Origin of the sequence: Streptomyces sp. NPDC051041, from assembly GCF_044456065.1 — a bacterium.
Taxonomy (GTDB): Bacteria; Actinomycetota; Actinomycetes; order Streptomycetales; family Streptomycetaceae; genus Streptomyces; species Streptomyces glaucus.
Genome location: NZ_JBITFM010000005.1, coordinates 170,219 through 187,426 on the forward strand (window position 1 = coordinate 170,219; position 17,208 = coordinate 187,426).

General features: G+C 72.6%; 16 protein-coding genes, 1 tRNA gene and 2 pseudogenes. 10 read left to right on the top strand and 9 right to left on the bottom strand.

From position 1 onward, the window contains the following. Window positions 1–300 precede the first annotated feature (300 nt). Genes ACIBAI_RS11455 through ACIBAI_RS11470 form a run of 4 tightly spaced genes read right to left on the bottom strand, consistent with a single transcriptional unit; the run spans window position 301 to window position 1,907 of the window. Complete coding sequence (locus tag ACIBAI_RS11455) at window positions 301–684, bottom strand: hypothetical protein (protein WP_399033146.1); 384 nt, start codon at window positions 682–684, stop codon at window positions 301–303. After that, the gene (locus ACIBAI_RS11460) at window positions 681–1,028 is read right to left on the bottom strand and encodes a hypothetical protein (protein WP_399033148.1); all 348 of its coding nucleotides are present in this window, start codon (window positions 1,026–1,028) and stop codon (window positions 681–683) included. Before ACIBAI_RS11460 ends, ACIBAI_RS11455 begins: the two co-directional genes overlap by 4 nt. Continuing rightward, complete coding sequence (locus ACIBAI_RS11465; RefSeq protein WP_399033149.1) at window positions 1,022–1,483, bottom strand: ATP-binding protein; 462 nt, start codon at window positions 1,481–1,483, stop codon at window positions 1,022–1,024. The genes ACIBAI_RS11460 and ACIBAI_RS11465 overlap by 7 nt, the downstream gene beginning before the upstream one ends. A gap of 16 nt (window positions 1,484–1,499) precedes the next feature. After that, window positions 1,500–1,907 (bottom strand): NUDIX hydrolase, encoded by a 408-nt coding sequence (locus tag ACIBAI_RS11470; protein ID WP_399033456.1) that lies wholly within the window; start codon window positions 1,905–1,907, stop codon window positions 1,500–1,502. Between the two features lie 107 nt (window positions 1,908–2,014). On the opposite strand from ACIBAI_RS11470, the gene ACIBAI_RS11475 reads away from it, so the two are divergent. The 6 genes and pseudogenes from ACIBAI_RS11475 (at window position 2,015) to ACIBAI_RS11500 (ending at window position 5,971) form a co-directional block, all read left to right on the top strand. Beyond that, window positions 2,015–2,803, top strand: coding sequence for a GntR family transcriptional regulator (locus ACIBAI_RS11475; RefSeq protein WP_399033151.1), 789 nt, complete (start codon window positions 2,015–2,017; stop codon window positions 2,801–2,803). Between the two features lie 167 nt (window positions 2,804–2,970). After that, a complete protein-coding gene (locus ACIBAI_RS11480) occupies window positions 2,971–3,327 on the top strand; it encodes a hypothetical protein (RefSeq protein ID WP_399033153.1) in 357 nt (118 codons plus the stop codon). Continuing rightward, window positions 3,327–4,202: pseudogene (locus tag ACIBAI_RS11485) on the top strand (FtsK/SpoIIIE domain-containing protein); the annotation flags it as partial. The gene ACIBAI_RS11480 and the pseudogene ACIBAI_RS11485, both read left to right, overlap by 1 nt. Further along, a pseudogene (locus tag ACIBAI_RS11490) lies at window positions 4,199–4,618 on the top strand (replication initiator); the annotation flags it as partial. The pseudogenes ACIBAI_RS11485 and ACIBAI_RS11490, both read left to right, overlap by 4 nt. Beyond that, entirely contained in the window at window positions 4,611–4,829 is a 219-nt protein-coding gene (locus ACIBAI_RS11495; RefSeq protein WP_399033155.1) for an excisionase family DNA-binding protein, read from the top strand. The pseudogene ACIBAI_RS11490 and the gene ACIBAI_RS11495, both read left to right, overlap by 8 nt. Next, window positions 4,829–5,971 carry a tyrosine-type recombinase/integrase gene (locus ACIBAI_RS11500; RefSeq protein WP_399033156.1) on the top strand — a complete coding sequence of 381 codons (1,143 nt, stop codon included), beginning with the start codon at window positions 4,829–4,831 and terminating at the stop codon, window positions 5,969–5,971. Before ACIBAI_RS11495 ends, ACIBAI_RS11500 begins: the two co-directional genes overlap by 1 nt. Before the next feature lie 406 nt (window positions 5,972–6,377). On the opposite strand, the gene ACIBAI_RS11505 is transcribed toward ACIBAI_RS11500, so the two are convergent. From ACIBAI_RS11505 to ACIBAI_RS11515, 3 genes are all read right to left on the bottom strand, one after another. After that, window positions 6,378–6,450 (bottom strand) — tRNA-Arg (locus ACIBAI_RS11505). A gap of 419 nt (window positions 6,451–6,869) precedes the next feature. Further along, on the bottom strand, window positions 6,870–8,555 hold the full coding sequence (locus ACIBAI_RS11510) for an IclR family transcriptional regulator C-terminal domain-containing protein (protein WP_399033157.1): 1,686 nt from the start codon (window positions 8,553–8,555) through the stop codon (window positions 6,870–6,872). A gap of 119 nt (window positions 8,556–8,674) precedes the next feature. After that, a complete protein-coding gene (locus ACIBAI_RS11515) occupies window positions 8,675–9,949 on the bottom strand; it encodes a M6 family metalloprotease domain-containing protein (RefSeq protein ID WP_399033159.1) in 1,275 nt (424 codons plus the stop codon). 273 nt (window positions 9,950–10,222) lie between these two features. Here ACIBAI_RS11515 and ACIBAI_RS11520 point away from each other — a divergent pair, with 273 nt between their 5' ends. Continuing rightward, window positions 10,223–10,903, top strand: coding sequence for a TetR/AcrR family transcriptional regulator (locus tag ACIBAI_RS11520; RefSeq protein ID WP_399033161.1), 681 nt, complete (start codon window positions 10,223–10,225; stop codon window positions 10,901–10,903). A 221-nt stretch (window positions 10,904–11,124) separates the two neighbouring features. Beyond that, on the top strand, window positions 11,125–12,654 hold the full coding sequence (locus ACIBAI_RS11525; RefSeq protein ID WP_399033162.1) for an MFS transporter: 1,530 nt from the start codon (window positions 11,125–11,127) through the stop codon (window positions 12,652–12,654). A 187-nt stretch (window positions 12,655–12,841) separates the two neighbouring features. Here the strand turns inward: ACIBAI_RS11525 and ACIBAI_RS11530 are convergent, their stop codons facing one another. Continuing rightward, the gene (locus ACIBAI_RS11530) at window positions 12,842–13,360 is read right to left on the bottom strand and encodes a MarR family transcriptional regulator (protein ID WP_344603137.1); all 519 of its coding nucleotides are present in this window, start codon (window positions 13,358–13,360) and stop codon (window positions 12,842–12,844) included. 125 nt (window positions 13,361–13,485) lie between these two features. Here ACIBAI_RS11530 and ACIBAI_RS11535 point away from each other — a divergent pair, with 125 nt between their 5' ends. Then, window positions 13,486–14,268 (top strand): dioxygenase, encoded by a 783-nt coding sequence (locus ACIBAI_RS11535; protein ID WP_399033164.1) that lies wholly within the window; start codon window positions 13,486–13,488, stop codon window positions 14,266–14,268. A 472-nt stretch (window positions 14,269–14,740) separates the two neighbouring features. Further along, window positions 14,741–15,739 (top strand): RNA polymerase sigma factor RpoD/SigA, encoded by a 999-nt coding sequence (locus ACIBAI_RS11540; RefSeq protein ID WP_399033166.1) that lies wholly within the window; start codon window positions 14,741–14,743, stop codon window positions 15,737–15,739. 459 nt (window positions 15,740–16,198) lie between these two features. Here the strand turns inward: ACIBAI_RS11540 and ACIBAI_RS11545 are convergent, their stop codons facing one another. Further along, entirely contained in the window at window positions 16,199–17,164 is a 966-nt protein-coding gene (locus tag ACIBAI_RS11545; RefSeq protein ID WP_399033167.1) for a helix-turn-helix transcriptional regulator, read from the bottom strand. Window positions 17,165–17,208 lie beyond the last annotated feature (44 nt).

The following is a 17,208-nucleotide window of genomic DNA, read 5'->3' on the forward strand; positions in this document are numbered from 1 at the left end:
TGCTTTGGGGCGAGTGATCATGGCCCCGTAAGCTGATGGCGAGTCGGGCAGTCTGTGGACCTGCCCGTTGAAGCACGACGTTGGGGCCATGATCTTCGAGGCTCGCCCCAAAGTGGCTGCCTAAAGCCGTGGAGCCGACCGCCCCAGCCACAGAGGGTTTCCTCCACCCACGCCCCGCAGTCGCCTGCGCGCCGCCGGGCGCGGCCAGCCGGGGCGAAGACAGGAGGCAGGCCGCGCCGCAGAGGCGGCGCGCTCCCGCGCCGTGCGCGGGGGCCTTGAACCCGTAGAGAAAGTTGTAACTCAGTCTGTGGCGCCTGTGGCGTAGGGCTCGAAGTCGTGTTCATAGGTGGGTAGTTCGGAGCCCGCCCTGTGTGCGAGGGGCAGGAAGAGAACGGGCCGGATCGTCCATGTGATGTGGACGTCGGCGTGTTCGATGGTCACCGTGCAGGGCTCGGAGCGCAGAAGGGCTCTTCGGGTCTCGATGCGTTCTTCGTACAGCCATGCCCACGCTGCGTCCGAGGCGTCGGAGTCGAGAGCCGGTGAGATCGTGCGCAGGGCGATGGAGACCCACCGGTCCGCCTGGGGTGCCGAGTGGGCGGCGAAGGATGCCCGGAGTGCCGGCCCTGCTGTGGTGGTGTCCTCGGTCCAGCATTCGCACCAGTAGCCGCGGGTGGGCCCGTTCATGCGGTCGCTCCCGTCGGGTAGGCCGTGAGTACGTAGCGGGTGGTGTCGTCGTAGAGGGTGAGTTGGTAGCCCGTGCCTGCGGTCAGGTAGGCGAGGGCTCGTTCGTGCTCGGGCTCGTCCGTCAGCCAGTGCAGGCCCGGCTGCGCGTATGCGGTGTCGAGCTGGTCCGTGATGTGACGTGTGCGTTCTCGTAACCAGTGCAGAGCCAGGCGTGGGCTTGCGGCGTCGTGTGATCCCAGGGGGATGGCGCGGATGTCGTGCAGGGGGTAGGCGGCGGCCTCGCAGTGACAGGGGAGGGGCTGGCTGCCCGTGGGCGATGCTTCGGAGGGAGTGGACGTCAGCACGGGCGGCCTCCTGTCGCGCCGGCCTCGGTGAGGAGTTCCGCCGTGACGGTGTGGCCGCCGTGGCTGTCGTGGACGACGACCCGGTGAGCGATGGCGCTGACCATGCCCAGGCCGCGGCCGTGCTCGGCCTGCTCGTCCTGGTGCTCGACCTTCGGGGCGGTGCCGGTGCCTCCCTCGTCCGTGACCGACAGGGCGACCACCCGCGGGGAGACCGCGAGGGCCAGGTGGAAGCTGCCCGACCGCGTGCCGCTGGCCGTGTGGAGGATCGCGTTCGCGCTCAGTTCGCTCACGATCAGCTCGGCGTCGTCGACCAAAGGAGATCCGCGCAGGATGTCGCGCGTCCAGCGGCGGGCCCGGCTGACCTCTTCCGGGAAACCTGGGCAAGACAGTCCCCAGACCCGGGCTGTACTCGTATACTCGTGCGTACAAGTTCCTTCGTGCTGGTAGGCCGCCATGTGCAGCGGGTTCGGGCTAGACGAGTTTCACGCCGTCGTGGGCGCGGACGGCCGGCGGGGCTGCTGCGTCGAGTGCGTCCAGGACGCGGATCGCGTACGCCTCGTCGGCGAGTTCGATGACTTCCTCACGGGTGGCCCAGCGCAGTGCGCGGGTCTCGTCCCCGGTGGTGGGCGTGCCGTCGGCGGCCTCGCAGCGGAAGACCAGGGAGACGATCAGGCCCTTCATGTTCTTGTAGACGCCGGTCAGGGTCGCGGGAAGCGCGATCTTGAATCCGGTCTCTTCGAGGACTTCGCGCTGGAGGGCTTCGGGGATGGTCTCCTCGCGTTCGAGGACTCCGCCCGGGGGTTCCCAGTGGCCGTTGTCGCGGCGCTTGATCAGGAGGGCCCGGCCCTGGTCGTCGACGATGACTCCGGCGACGCTCACGGAGTGCGGGCGTTCTGTGCTCACGGTCCTCGGCCCTCTCGGCTGGCTAGGCTCTCCACCGTAGCAACAACACTCGCTCACTCGTCTAGATACCTAAAGGAGTACAGATGCCCTCTCTCCCGTCCGGCCTGCTCGGCGATCTCGACCCCACGAGCGATCGCGCGGTCTTCCGGCAGATCGCCGACCAGCTGCGCGAGGCCATCGACCGCGGGCGTTTCAAGGAAGGCGAGAAGCTGCCCTCCGAGGCCGAGCTGGTCGAGCACTACGGCGTCTCCCGGATGACGGTCCGCAACTCCTTCTCCATCCTCCAGGGGGAAGGGCTCGTGCACGCCGAGCACGGCAAGGGCGTCTTCGTGCGACCACGGCCGCCCGTGCGGCGGCTCGCCTCCGACCGGTTCGCCCGGCGCCACCGCGAGCAGGGCGAGTCCGCGTTCATCGTGGAGGCGGACGCGGCCGGCAGTCACCCCCAGGTGGACAGCCTGGAGGTCAAGGAGGAGAAGGCCGGCCAGGACGTGTCCGCCCGGCTCGGGTCCGTGCGGCGAGTGCTCGCCCGGCGGCGCCGGTATCTGCTGGACGGCCGGCCGGTGGAGTTCGCCACCTCGTACCTGCCGCTCGACATCGCGCGGGGAACCCCGATCGCCGAGCCCAACCCCGGCCCAGGCGGCATCTATGCCCGGCTGGAAGAGCTGGGCCACCGCTTGGACCACTTCGAGGAGGAGATCCGCGCCCGGATGCCCTCGCCGGCCGAGGTCAAGACGCTCCGGCTGGCCTCCGGCGTGCCCGTGATCCATCTGATCCGGACCGCCTACGACGCCGAGGGGCGGGCCGTGGAGGTCTGCGACACGGTGATGGCGGCGGACGCGTACGTGCTGTCGTACCAGCTTCCGGCGACCTGATGGCGTGAGCAGCGGTGGTGCGCGGGGACGCTTCTCCGAACTCGTACACCCCAACACGCTTACTCGTATAGACGAGTGGGCAAGTTGTGTGGCAAGGCGGTCCGCGCGAACCCGGAGATCGGGTTCGCAGGCCGCATCTTGTCTAGACGAGTAGATGGGAAGAGAACTTGCGCGCCATCCGTGTGGAGACCTCGGCCGCGACGATCCTGCTGACCGAGGCGCCCGAGCCCAAGGTCCGCGACCGGCAGACGGGGGAGGTCGCCAAGGACGCCGTCAGCGGTGAGGCGCTGATGACGATCGGCGTCGTCTACATCGAGGACGGGGAATCGTCGCTGATCAAGGTCACGGTTCCGGAGAGCGGCGTGTCCGAAGGGCTCGTCCTCGGCTCGCCGGTCTCGCTGCCGGGGCTGGTGGCCCGCCCGTGGGAGTCCGTGTTCAACGGGCAGCAGCGGCACGGCATCGCCTTCCGCGCCGCCGCCGTGACCCCGGCCGCCTTCCCGGCCGCCGCGGGGGCCGCCGCCTGATGGCCGACCTGACGACGCTCCTGGAGGTGGGTCGCCCCCTCGCCGCGCTCGGCGGCGGGGCCGCCTACGCCCGGGCCAAGCATCCGGCGGTCTACTGGTCCGCGGTCGGCCTGCCGATATCCACGGCCCGGCTGCTCGGCTCGTACGGCTCGGTCATGGAGGCGTGCGGCCTGACCGTGGCCCCGTCCCGGTTGCGGGTCCTGGCGGTCAGGGCCACCACCCGCCGCGAGGTCCGGCCCGTGCCGCCCCGCCGGGGCATCATCCGGCCCACCTCGACCGGGCTGCGGCTCCGTCTGCGGCTCGCTCCAGGGCAGGAACCCGCGGACGTCGCCGCCTCCGCCGAACGGCTGCGGCACGCCTGGGGCGTGCACGCCGTGTACGTGAAGACGGTCAAGCCGGGTGTCGTCGAACTCCGGCTCGTCGGCTTCGACGTGCTGCGGCGGGTGCGGATGCCCCGCAAGGCCGACGCGGGGCTGTTGAAGGTGCCGGTGGCGCTGCGCGAGGACGCGACTCCCTTCGTGCGCGACTACCGGACCATCCCGCATCAGCTCACCCTCGGCGCGACGCTGTCCGGCAAGTCCATGTACCTGCGGCACCTGATCACGGGACTGGCCCGTCAGCCGGTCGCCCTGGTCGGCATCGACTGCAAGCGGGGCGTGGAGCTGGCGCCGTTCGCCGCCCGGCTGTCGGCGCTGGCGACCGACCCGGAACAGGCGGCCGAACTGCTGCCCGTGCTCGTGAAGGAAATGGAGGACCGATACGACCTGATCAAGGCCCGGCAGGGCATCGCGCCCGACACCCCGGCGGAGGACATCACCTCCGACATCTGGGGCCTGCCCGAGCAGGAACGTCCGGTGCCCGTGGTGCTGTTCGTCGCGCCGAGACCGCCACGGGCGCCCTGGACCGGCCGCTGAAGTTCGCCGCCGAACTGGCCCAGCTCGACATCAGCGACCACGCCCGCCGCCTGATCCGCACCGCCTGGGCCCTCGGTGCGCGCAAGGACCTCGAACACCTCCGCCTGCGCGCCTGGGCCCACATGCTCGGCTTCCGCGGCCACTTCTCCACCAAGTCCCGCCGCTACTCCACCACCCTCGGCGCCCTCCGCGACGCCCGCGCCGCATGGCGCCGCGCACAGGCCACCGCAGCGGCGGCGAACGGCCCCGAGCCCGACACGACGTATGTCCTCGCCCACTGGGTCTTCGCCGGCACCGGCCTGTCCGACGCCGAAGCCTGGCTGGCCGCATCCCTCGAACCCGCCCCCGGAACGGAAGGAGAGCCCACCCGTGGCTGACCGCCACCTCACCGTGGCGCAGGTGGCCGAACTCCTCAGCACCACGGAACGCTTCCCGCGCCGCCTGATCGCCGAGCGGCGCATCGCGTTCGTCAAGGTCGGCCGACACGTCCGCATCCCGGAGAGCGCGTTGAACGCCTTCATCGACGCCAACACGGTGCAGCCGATCGGCCACCGGCACCGGTACAGCTCCCTGCGGAGGGCTGCCTGATGGCCAACAGGAAGGGAAAGCGTCGAAACTTCGGCTCGGTCCGGCAGCTTCCGTCCGGGCGCTGGCAGGTCCGCTACCGGGACCCGGAGACGGGGCAACTGCGCCCGGCGGAGAAAACGTACGCGACCAAGACCGATGCCCAAGTTGCCCTGACGCACATCGAGTCGGACATCGTGCGCGGGCAGTGGTCGGACCCGGACGCCGGGGCGGTGAACTTCGAGGAGTACGCCACCGCGTGGCTGCGGGACCGGAAGCTCGCCGACCGCACCCGTGAGCGGAACGAGTCGGTGATGCGGCTGCACATCCTGCCCACCTTCGGAGCCGGGAGCGTGGCCGACGTGACGACCGCCCGGGTGCGCAGCTGGCGCGGCAAGCTCCTCGCGGCCGGCGTCGGTGAGCCGACGGTCGTCAAGGCGTACCAGCTGCTGCGCGCCCTGATGAACACGGCCGTGGACGACGAGCTGATCCGGCGCAACCCGTGCCGCGTCAAGGGCGCGGACCGCTACGACGTGCCCGAGCGGCCGGTCCTCACGGTGGCGGAGGTCTTCGCCGTCGCCGGCTCCATCGCGCCGCGCTACCGGCTGCTCGTGCTCCTGGCGGCCTTCACCACCCTGCGGTTCGGGGAGCTGGCGGCCCTGCGGCGCCGGGACATCGACCTGGAAGGGCTGACCGTCACCGTGCGCCGCGCTCAGGCCGAGCTGCAGGACGGCCGGCTCTTCGACAAGGCGCCGAAATCCGCGGCCGGGATGCGCTCCGTCTCCTTCCCGGCGGAACTGCTCGACGCGGTCACGCACCACCTGGAACACTTCGCCGTCCCCGGCCGCGACGGACACGTCTTCGTCGGACCGCAGGGCGGGCAACTGCGGCGGAGCAACTTCCGCGACGACTGGGTCAAGGCCCGGAAGGCCGCGGGCGTCACGGCCGAGCTGCACTTCCACGACCTGCGGCACACGGGCAACACGCTGGCCTCGACGGCCGGCGCCAGCACGCGAGAGCTGATGACGCGCATGGGACACAGCAGCTCCCGGGCCGCGCTGATCTACCAGCACATGACCAGTGACCGCGACCGGGCCATCGCCGACCGGCTTGGGACCATGATCCGAGAGGGTGAGGGAAGAACCTCCGGGCCTGGGGACAGGTAATGGCCTTGCTGTCATGGTCGAAGCTGGCGATGCTGGGCCGATGCCAGGGCAGCGCAAAAGAAGGCGTCAGCAGCAGAACGAGGTACAGCGGGCTGCTGCTCGCTTCGCACCTGACGCGGGTCGCTGGGAGGTGCTTTTCGAAACCCAGGACGAGGCGGAATGGCACGCTTATATCCGCCGTCTCCGAGCGCCGGACACGCAGATCGACTGGGCGGCGGTGCGAGTCGACAGGCTCTGTGGGCGCCAGACGCAACCGACCACCTTTCGGCTGAGCCTCTTCGTACCGAAGGCCCTGCCCCATCCGGACCAGAACTTCTCCACGTAGTGGCACGCGTGTGGCATGGCCTCGAACACGCAGAAGGGCCAGCCCGGGAGGAAACCCCTCCTGAGCCGGCCCTTTGCTCTGTGCCCCCGGCAGGATTCGAACCTGCGACACCCGCTTTAGGAGAGCGGTGCTCTATCCCCTGAGCTACGAAGGCGAGGGCTCGCGGAGAACCTTGTCGAGGGCCCACTGGGTGGGTCTTCGGCGCGGTCGTGCGAACCCGCTGGTCAGATGGTCTCTGCGGCACCTGCCGGGTAGCACCGGGCAAGGACGCCGCCGGAAACCCGGCTGACTCATGACAGGGTAGCGGATGCGCCCGCTTGGGGGATGGATCAAGGTGGCTGTGCCTTGCCGCGGCCGGGGAGGCGTGCGGTGACGTGCGGTTCCTTTCGCGTCTCACCGTCGGTCGGGGTGGGGTGCTCGGCGTGGGCGCGGGCCGGATGCCTGTCCCGGGAGGGCGGGTGCCCGTTTCTGGGGTGATCGCGGACGCCTGGGACGCCCTGCGCGGACCGCGGCCCGAGTGGGCGGCGGCGGGGCCGGCGGGGCGATGTCCCACCGTGGGGCCGGCCCGGCGCGTCAGGTCACCGGTACCCGCCTGAACCGCCCCGCCACGTGCAGGTCCGCCTCGATGCGGGCGGCCGTCGTCCTCAGTTCGGGGAGGACGTCCTCCACGCACTCCCGTACCGTGCGGCGGGTCGCGTGCATCGCGGTGTTCACGGCGGCGACCACTCTGCCCGCGCGGTCGCGGACCGGGACCGCGATCGAGCGCAGGCCCTCCTCCAGTTCCTCGTCGACGAGGGCGTAGCCCTGGGCGCGGACCTGGTCCAGGACGCGGGTCAGGGCCGGGGGGTCCGTGAGGGTGCGGGGGGTCAGCGGGCGCAGGTCGCCCAGGGCGCGGCCGGGTTCCGGGAGGTCCGCCAGGAGGACCCGGCCGAGGGAGGTCGCGTGGGCCGGCAGGCGGGTGCCGACCGTGATGTTGACGCTCATCACGCGGGTCGTCGCCACCCGGGCCGTGTACTGGATCTCCCTGCCCGACTCCGACAGGACCGCCAGTGACGTCGACTCGTGGAGGCGGGCGGCGAGGTCGGTCAGGTGCGGGTGGGCGATCTGGGGGAGGGAGGTGCGGGACAGGGGCGGGAAGCCCAGGGACAGCACCCGCGGGGTGAGGGTGAACCGGCGGTGCTCGTCCTGGGCCACCAGGCCCTCGTGCTCGTAGGTGATCAGTGCCCGGCGGGCCGTCGCCCGGGCCAGGCCCGTCGCCTTCGCCACCTCCGTGAGGGTCAGGGCCGGCCGGTCCTCGCCGAAGGCCGTCAGGACCGTCAGGCCGCGCGCCAGCGACTCGATGAACTCCCGGCCCAGTTCCAGCTTCGACGCGCCCGTCCAGGTCGCCAGGCCCGAGGGCGGTGGTCCGGCGGCCGGGGGCGGGGCCTGGCGCAGGTCGTGCTCCATGCCCGCCACCGCCGACCGCAGACGCGGCAGCAGGGTGTCGCGCAGGTGCTCGGCGGTGTGCCGGCTGGTGTGGCTCACCACGCTCGCCACGCACGCCACCCGGTCCGTGGCCGGGTCCCGCACCGGTACGGCGACGGCGACCAGCCCCGGTTCGATCAGCTGGTCGTCCAGCGCCCAGCCGTCCGCCGCGGCCCGTGCGGTCCGGAGCTCGAACTCCTCGTCGGAGGCGGCGCGTTCGCGGGGCGGCAGGGCCGGGAAGCCCTGGTCCCGGGGGTCCGCGGCGCGGCGTTCCCGCCAGCGGCGCCAGTCCTGTTCCGTCCACTCGGCGGCGAACAGCGGGCCCGGCGCGGTGCGTTCGGCCGGCAGCAGGTCGCCGATGCGGAAGCTCAGGGACATCGCGCGGCGGCGGGTGGCCTGGTGGATGAAGCGGATGCCGTCGCGGTCGCCGACCGCCAGCGAGACCGACTCGTCCAGTTCGTCGGCGAGGGCGTCCGCGCGCGCGTCCAGCAGCGCGGGCAGGCGCAGGGCCGCCAGGTAGGCGTTGCCCAGCTCCATCAGGCGGGGGGCGAGGAACACGTCGCGGCCGTCGAGGCGGACGTATCCCATGCGGGCGAGCGTCGCCGTGATGCGGTCGACCGTGGAGCGGGCGAGGCCGGTGGCCCGTTCGAGCCCGCTGAGGCTGAGCGTCCCGTCCGCCTCGGTCAGCCGGCGCAGCACGGCGATCCCGCGGATCAGCGGCGTGACGGCCTCCGCCGGTACGTCCGCCGGCACGGCGGGCCCGGCCTGGGCGTCGTTCATGGTCTTCGCGGGCATCGGTTCTCCGGTACGGCGGTCGCGGCAGGCCTACGGTAATCCGCCGGGCCCTTCCCGCACCGCCGTGACCGGGAGCGGGAACGCCTCCCGGGGCCGCGGCCCGTCCCCGCCCCGCTCCCTCACCTCCGGGTGACCCGCACCCGGTGGTTCCCCGCCGGGTCCGTCCCCGTCACGGTGATCACCACTTCCCGCTCGGGGTCCTCGAACGTCTCCCCGGGCGTGAACGTCGCGTCCGACAGTTCCGCGTGCACGTTCGGGCTGCGGGTGCAGCCGCCGCTGTCCCGGCGGGAGTCGTGCACCGTCACCGGGCCCATCCCGGTGTCCACCCCCGCGTCGACCCGGTAGACCAGCACCCCCGGCCGGCACACCGCCTCGTCGTTGCCGGCGCGGGTGCGCAGCTCGACGGCGTACCCGGTCCGCTCGTCCAGCGGGACGAAGACCAGTTTGGGGCCGCCCGCGCGGGCCAGCGGCGTCAGCTCGTACTCGGCCGTCCCGGGCGCCGACGCGCAGTGCACCTGCGCGGGGTCCAGCCAGCCCAGCTTCCACTTGTGCCAGCCCAGCAGGTCGTTGTTGGCCCCCCAGTCCTCGCTCATGATGTCCCAGTGGCCGACCGCGCCCCCGCCCTCGGCGGTGTACAGGTCGGGCAGGCCGAAGACGTGGCCGTTCTCGTGCGGCAGGACGCGGTAGCCGGTGCGGTGGTAGGAGCCGGACCCGTCGTCCTGGCGGGAGTAGACGAAGGAGGCGTTGGCCACCGGCACCCCGTCGGCGACCGGGGCCTGCGTGTTGCCGGCGAACGTGACGGACAGGACCGTGTCCAGCGCCGAGGGACCCGCGTTCGGCGTCACCAGCACGTTCATGAGGTCGTACGCGCGGAAGTCCACCGTCGCGTCGGCCGCCGCCACGATGTCGTGCACCAGTTCCCGGTAGGCGGGGTCGAAGGGGGCGCCGCGTTCTATGCCGTACGCGTGGAACGGCTTCGGCATGCGCAGCCAGTCGCGGACCGGCGTCTCGGGGCGGTAGTCGAGGCGGCCGTAGGAACTGGTGCGGAACCACTGCCGGGTCTGCGGGAAGAACTCGGCGAAACGGTCGAGCGCGCTGCCCTCGCCGGGCGCGTCGGAGAAGTCGACCATCAGGGTCAGGGCGCGGACGGTGCCGGTGGGGCGGGCGTAGCCGTCGGGGGTCGGGATGCCCTCGGACAGCTGGACGCCGCGGTCGCCGCGGATCATGCAGGGGGCGAGCGCGGCGGAGCGGGACGGCGGGACGGGCGCCGCTCCGGCCGTCGTGGTGCCCGGGACGAGGGGGCCGGTGCCCGCCGAGGTGCTGACGGCGAGGGTCAGGGTGGTGACGGACGCCAGGGCGGCCAGGCGGCGGGGGCGTATCCGGCGGCTCCTCATGCGACCTCCCGCGCCACGGCAGCCGCAGGTGACGGACTGCACCCTTGCCCTCACCCTCCGTCGGGGGGCGGGGGGACGCGCGCTGGGGGAGACCGATCGTGGGTTTCTCGCGGGTAGAGCGGTGCGTCCTCCATGATGGTGTGAGCCAGGTCACTGAAAATTCCTCACCGCCTGGAAATAACCGGGGACCGTTTCCCCGTTTAGCCAGGTGTCCGAGCGAAACGGGGACCGCGTCCCCGGATCGTGTCAGCCGAGTCCCCCCAGGAGTGCGCCGTGCAGACCGCGACCCCCGCGCAGCGCAAGGCGAGCAGGCCGCGCGCCGACGCCCTGCGCAACCGGGAGCGGATCGTCACCGCCGCCCGGGAGATGTTCGTCGAGCACGGCCCCGACGCGCCGCTCGACGAGATCGCCCGCCGGGCCGGCGTCGGCAACGCCACGGTGTACCGCAACTTCCCGGACCGCGACGCCCTGGTCCGGGAGGTCGTCTGCTCGGTCATGGAACGCACCGCGCGCGCGGCCGAGCAGGCGCTCGCGGAGTCCGGCGACGCCTTCGGGGCGCTGGAGCGCTTCGTGCACGTCGCCGCGGACGAGCGGATCAGCGCGCTGTGCCCGATGATCTCCAGTGCCTTCGAGCGGTCCCACCCGGATCTGGAGGCCGCGCGGGAACGGGTCGAGCGGCTCGTCGCCGGGATCATGGACCGTGCGAAGGCGGCCGGTCAGCTGCGCGCCGACGTGGGCGTCGGCGACCTGATGGTCGCCGTGGGCCAGCTCAGCCGGCCCCCGGCCGGTACGGAGTGCCTCAGCTCCGACCGTTTCGTCCACCGCCACCTCCAGCTGTTCCTGGACGGACTGCGGGCCCCGGCCCGCTCCGCCCTGCCGGGTGCGGCCGTGACCCTGGAGGACCTTCGCCGGGGCTGTCCCGGCGAACGGGCGAACGGCGGTGGCGGCCGATGAACCACCCGTGAACCCCGACTAGTCCAGCGCGTCCCAGCGGTCCTCACCCGCACTGACAGCCCTGCTCGCACCGGTCGCCGGCACCGTCGCCGCCGACCTGTCCCTCACGACGTCCTCTTTCCGCCCTCGTCTCCCTCCTCGACCCCTTTATCGTCCTTTTCCGGTTTTTCCATCACGAAGTCCCGAAGTCTCCGTCACGAAGTCCCGAAGTGGGTACCTCCATGTCTGCAACAGCCGTAAAGGCACGCGAAGCCGTCGATCCGGGCCGCTGGAAAGCGCTCGTCTTCATCGCGCTCGCCCAGCTGATGGTCGTCCTCGACGCCACCATCGTGAACATCGCCCTGCCCTCCGCCCAGCAGGACCTGGGCATCTCCGACGGCAACCGGCAGTGGGTCGTCACGGCCTACGCCCTCGCCTTCGGCGGTCTGCTGCTGTTCGGCGGCCGGATCGCCGACCTGTGGGGCCGCAAGCGCGCCTTCGTCGTCGGCCTGGCCGGCTTCGCCGCCGCCTCCGCGCTGGGCGGCGCGGCCACCAACGAGGCGATGATGTTCGGCGCCCGCGCCCTGCAGGGCGTCTTCGGCGCCCTCCTGGCGCCCGCCGCGCTCTCGCTGCTCGCCGTGATGTTCACCGACGCCAAGGAACGCGCCAAGGCGTTCGGCATCTACGGCGCGATCGCCGGCGGCGGCGGCGCCGTCGGCCTGATCCTCGGCGGTTTCCTCACCGAGTACCTGGACTGGCGCTGGACGTTCTACGTGAACATCCCGTTCGCCGTGGTCGCCGCGGCCGGCGCCTGGCTCGTCGTCCGTGAGCCGGAGGGCGGCCGCAACCGCTCGACGCTCGACATCCCCGGCGTGGTCCTGTCCACGCTCGGCCTGGTCGCGCTCGTCTACGGCTTCACCCGCGCCGAGTCCGAGGGCTGGGGCGAATCCGTGACGGTCGCCATGTTCGTCGCCTCCGCGGTCCTGCTCGCCGCCTTCGTCGCCGTCGAGGCGAGGGTCAAGGCCCCGCTGCTGCCGCTGCGCGTGATCACCGAGCGCAACCGCGGCGGCGTCTACCTCTCCCTGGGCCTCGCGATCATCGCGATGTTCGGCCTGTTCCTCTTCCTGACCTACTACCTTCAAGTCGTGAAGGGCTACTCGCCGGTCAGGACCGGCTTCGCCTTCCTGCCGATGATCGCCGGCATGATCACGGGCTCCACCCAGATCGGCACCCGGCTGATGACCCGGGTCGCGCCCCGGCTGCTGATGGGCCCCGGCTTCCTGGTCGCCGCCCTCGGCATGCTGCTGCTGACCCGGATGGAGATCGACTCCTCCTACGCCGCCCTGCTGCTGCCCGCGATGCTGCTGCTCGGCCTCGGCATGGGCACGGCCTTCATGCCGGCCATGTCGCTGTCCACCCAGGGCGTCGAGCCGCGGGACTCCGGGGTGGCCTCGGCGATGGTCAACACCTCGCAGCAGGTGGGCGGCGCGATCGGCACGGCCCTGCTGAACACCATCGCCGCCTCGGCCACCGCGTCCTACATCGAGGACCACCTCGCCGGCGCGGCCGGCCGGTCCCAGCAGCAGCTCGTCCAGCTGCAGGGCCAGGTGCAGGGCTACACCAGCGCGATCTGGTTCGCCGTCGGCATCCTCGTCGTGGCCGCGGCCATCGCGCTGACCCTCGTCAACGCCGGCCGCCCGGACGTCACCGCGGTGACCGGCTCCGGCCAGGGGGCGGAGGAGGCGCCGGCGGTGCCGGTCGTCGTCCACTGACGGCGCGGCCCGGCCGCATCCTCCGGGCCGCGCGTACGGGCCGCGCCGCTTCGGACCGGTCGTCCGGGCCGCGCCGCTTCGAAGTGTTCATCCGGGGCGTGCCGCTTCGGGCCGTTCGTGATCCCGTGCGGACGGGGAGGGGACGCCCCGTCCGCACGGCTCCCGGTGCCTGCCCCGGCCCGCCGCCTCAGCGGAGCCAGGGCAGGTCCGCACCCGCTTCGTCGGGCTGGAGTCCCTCGGCGATGATCCGCATGATCTCGCCGAGGGACTCCTGCTGTTCCGGGGAGAGCCGCTCGAAGACCGCCTGGCGCACGGCGGCCACATGGCCGGGCGCGGTGCGCCGCAGCACCTCGTATCCCTCCTCCGTCAGGACGGCGAACTGGCCCCGCTTGTCGGAGGGGCAGTCCTCGCGGCGCACCCAGCCGTTCTTCTCCAGGCGCGCTATGGCGTGCGAGAGCCGCGACCGGGTGATCTTCGCCTGCATGGCCAGTTCGGTCATCCGCAGCCGGCGGTGCGGGGACTCGGCGAGCTTCACCAGCAGCCCGTAGTAGATGTGCGGCATGCCCGCGTCGCGCTGGAGCTGACGGTCGAGGTGGTCCTCCAGAAGGGTGCTGGCCTCGATGTACGAGCGCCAGACGCGCTGCTCCTCGCGGGTCAGCCAGCGAGGCTCTTCGGTGCGTGGTGCGGATGCGGGTGCCGTCTTCATGCATTCCACTCTACGAGACCACTTCTTGAACATTAAACAAACGGGGCGTAGGGTCGCGGAGGAGGTTGAGACTTAAAGCAAGCGGTGCGCGGTCGAGCGCCCGGACCCCGGAAGGAGCCGCCGTCATGTCCGCCGTCCAGGAGCGCATGCCCGTCCTGTACCTCAGCCACGGCGCGCCGCCGCTGGCGGACGACCCCGTCTGGCCCGGCGAGCTCGCCGCCTGGTCCGCCGCCCTGCCCCGGCCGGCGGCGGTCCTCGTCGTCTCCGCGCACTGGGAGGAGGCCCCGCTCGCCCTTGGCGCCACCGGGACCGTCCCGCTCGTCCACGACTTCTGGGGCTTCCCCGAGCGCTACTACCGGGTGACGTACGAGGCCCCCGGCGCCCCCGCGCTGGCCGAGTCCGTGCGGAAGCTGCTGCGCGCCCCGGGCACGCCCGTGCAGGACGTCCCGGACCGCGGCCTCGACCACGGCGCGTACGTGCCGCTGGTCGAGATGTACCCCGAGGCCGACGTCCCCGTCCTCCAGATCTCCCTGCCGACCCTCGACCCGGTGCGGCTGATGGAGACCGGGCGCAGGCTGGCGCCGCTGCGCGACGAGGGCGTGCTGATCGTCGGCTCCGGCTTCTTCACCCACAACCTGGCCGCGCTGCGGCACGGGGGCGTCCCCGCCTGGTCGGCGGAGTTCGACGACTGGGGCCGGCGCGCGCTGGAGTCCGGCGACGTCGACGCGCTGCTGGACTTCACGCGCAAGTCCCCGGCGGGCCCGCTCGCCCACCCGCGCACCGAGCACTTCGCGCCCCTGTTCGTGGCGATGGGCGCGGCGGACGCGGCCGGGGACCTGTGCCTGGGGAAGTCGGTGATCGACGGGTTCTGGATGGGGCTGGCGAAGCGGTCGGTGCAGTTCGGGTGAGTCCCGGCCGGCCGGCCGGGCCGGCCGGCGGCCGCGTCCGGACCGTCGCGTCGGCGGCGGCCCGGGGCCGGCCGCGCGGAACCTTCCGCCGGCGCCGTCCGTCTTCCGGGTGGGAGAGCGGCCGGGGGCGGTACTCCACCCGGGTGAAGCCCGCTGCGCGGCATGTGACGGCCGTCTCGTGCGCGCGGGGGGAGCGGGGGCCGGTGAGGGGGTGAGCACCCTCCTCGGCGTCCGGTCTGACCTGGGCTTCCGCGCGTTCCGCGGACAGTGCGCCGCGAGGTGTGGCGGGACAGGGTACTGCATGATCAGAAAGTTTGATGGGTGGGTTGGGAATTCTGTCCTGATTCCAGTCGTTGTTTCCATCAGATGCGGGGCACCCGGGCAGAGTCCGGAGGCAAGACCGGAGAGACCCGGAGACGGTGCCAGGCATCTGAAGGACCACCCGCTGACCCACCATCGCAAGGGAGCACGCATGGCAACCCGTGCCGTCGCCCGTCGTCAGTCCGCCACCGGCGAGACGGCCGACGCGGCAAGCAGTGTTCGCGCCACCGGCGGCGAGCTCGCCGACCGCGATCTGGTCGGCATGTACCTCGACGAGATCGCGCGTACACCGCTGCTCGACGCCGCAAAGGAGGTCGAGCTGTCCCAGATCATCGAAGCGGGTGTGTTCGCGCGGCAGGTCCTCGACGGCTACGAGGAGACCAAGGCGGACGCCACCCGCGAGGAACTGGAGGCCCTGGTCGCCGAGGGCGAGCGGGCGAAGGACATCTTCATCCGCTCCAACCTCCGGCTGGTCGTCGCCGTCGCCCGGCGCTACCCGCGCAGCGGCCTGCCCCTGCTCGACCTGATCCAGGAGGGCAACGCCGGCCTGGTGCGCGCGGTCGAGAAGTTCGACTACCGCAAGGGCTTCAAGTTCTCGACGTACGCGACCTGGTGGATCCGCCAGGCGATCACGCGGTCCATAGCCGACCAGTCGCGCACCATCCGCCTGCCCGTCCACCTGGTGGAGGAGCTGGGCCGGATCCGGCGCGTGCAGCGCGAGTTCAACCGGGAGCACGGCCGGGAGCCGGAGCCCGCGGAGATCGCCGCCGAGCTCGGTTCGACGCCGGAGCGCGTCGTCGACGTCCTCGACTGGGCCCGCGACCCGGTCTCGCTGAACATGTCGGTGGACGACGAGGGCGAGACCCAGTTCGGCGACCTGCTGGAGGACACCTCGGCGGTGTCCCCGGAGCAGTCGGTGCTGACGCTGCTGCGCAGCGAGGAGCTCGACGGCCTCATCGGCCGCCTCGACCCGCGCACGGCCTCCATCATCAAGATGCGGTACGGCATCGAGGACGGCCGGGAGCGCACGCTGACCGAGGTCGGCAAGGAGCACGGCCTGACGCGCGAACGCATCCGCCAGATCGAGAAGCACGCGCTGCTGGAGCTGAAGAAGCTGGCCCGCGACACCGGCTTCGAGGCGGTGGCGTAACACCGGCTTCGGGGCGGTGCCGCGACGGCGGCGTGCACCGAGGCCGCGACGCGTCGGAGTCCGTGACGCGCCGGAGCCGGCGCCGCCGCCGAGCCGGGCGGCGCCGAGGAAGCCGGGCGGCGACGCGCTGCCGGCGGTGTGCGCCGGCGAGGGGTGCGCACGCCGGGTGGCGAAAGACCGCGCAAACCTGGCGCTGTAACGCCGCTTCAACCGGCAGGGGGCCGGGAACAAACCCTCAGGACCCACCAGTTCGGGCCGGGGCCACCGCCCCGCCCGTACCCACCGAGCCAAGTCCCGACGCACTCCCCCCGGTGCCGGGACTCTCCCAGAGCCGGGCTTCGGCGCCTCCCCCCCCGGGCGCCGGGCCCGGCTCCCTCTGCGCAGCGGGGTCCACGCGTCCCCGGCGCCGCGGCGGGAGCGGGCGGTGCCCGGCCGCCCGCCGAGCGTCCCTGTCCTCCGTCAGCGCCCCGCCGCCCGGCTCAGTCGCGCTCCCAGCTCGCCCACGCACCGCACCAGTTCCTCCGGCTCGTGCACCCGGAACTCCACCCCGAGCAGCGCCAGCCGTGCCGCCGTCCACTCCACCGGGTCCTCGACGGTGGCCCGCAGGCGGCAGCTCGCCCCGTCGAGCGGCTCGGGCGCCCCCATCCAGGCCGGCAGCCGGGCGGCCACGGCCTCGGCGGACGCGGCGAACGTGACGGTGACGTCGTAGGCGTCCTGGTGCCGCCGTATCGACTGCCGCAGGTACGCGGCGGCGCTCTCCGCCGGCAGCTCCCGCGGGGCGAACCGCGCCCCCGTGGCGAACGGCTCGCTCACCCGGTCGACCCGGAAGGTGCGCCAGTCGGCGCGGTCGAGGTCGTACGCGACGAGATACCAGCGGAGCCCCGTCGACATCAGGCGGTACGGCTCGGTCAGGCGCCGCGACCCGGTGCCGTCCCCGGCGCGGTAGGCGAACCGCAGCCGCTCCCGCCCGGCCACCGCCGAGGCCATCACGGTCAGCGTCTCGGGCGCGATGCCCGGTCCGTCCCCGCCGGGCAGCGGGGTCGTGGCGGCCTGGAGCGTGGCGACGCGACGGCGCAGCCGGCCGGGCAGCACCTGCTCCAGCTTGGCCAGGGCGCGCACCGACGCCTCGTCCACCCCCTCGACCGCGTGCCCGGCTCCGGCGCGCAGCCCGACCGCGATCGCCACCGCCTCCTCGTCGTCGAGGACGAGGGGCGGCATCGCCTTGCCCGCGACGAGCCGGTAACCGCCGTCCGCGCCCCTGGTCGCCTGCACCGGGTACCCGAGCTCGCGCAGCCGGTCGATGTCCCGCCGGACCGTGCGGCGGGAGACCCCGAGCCGCTCGGCGAGTTCTCCGCCGGGCCACTCGCGGGGCGTCTGGAGGAGGGAGAGCAGGCGCAGCAGCCGGGCCGGGGTGTCCGTCGTCATGGATCCGAGGGTGCCGCACCATTGGGACAGGAGCTGTCCTGATG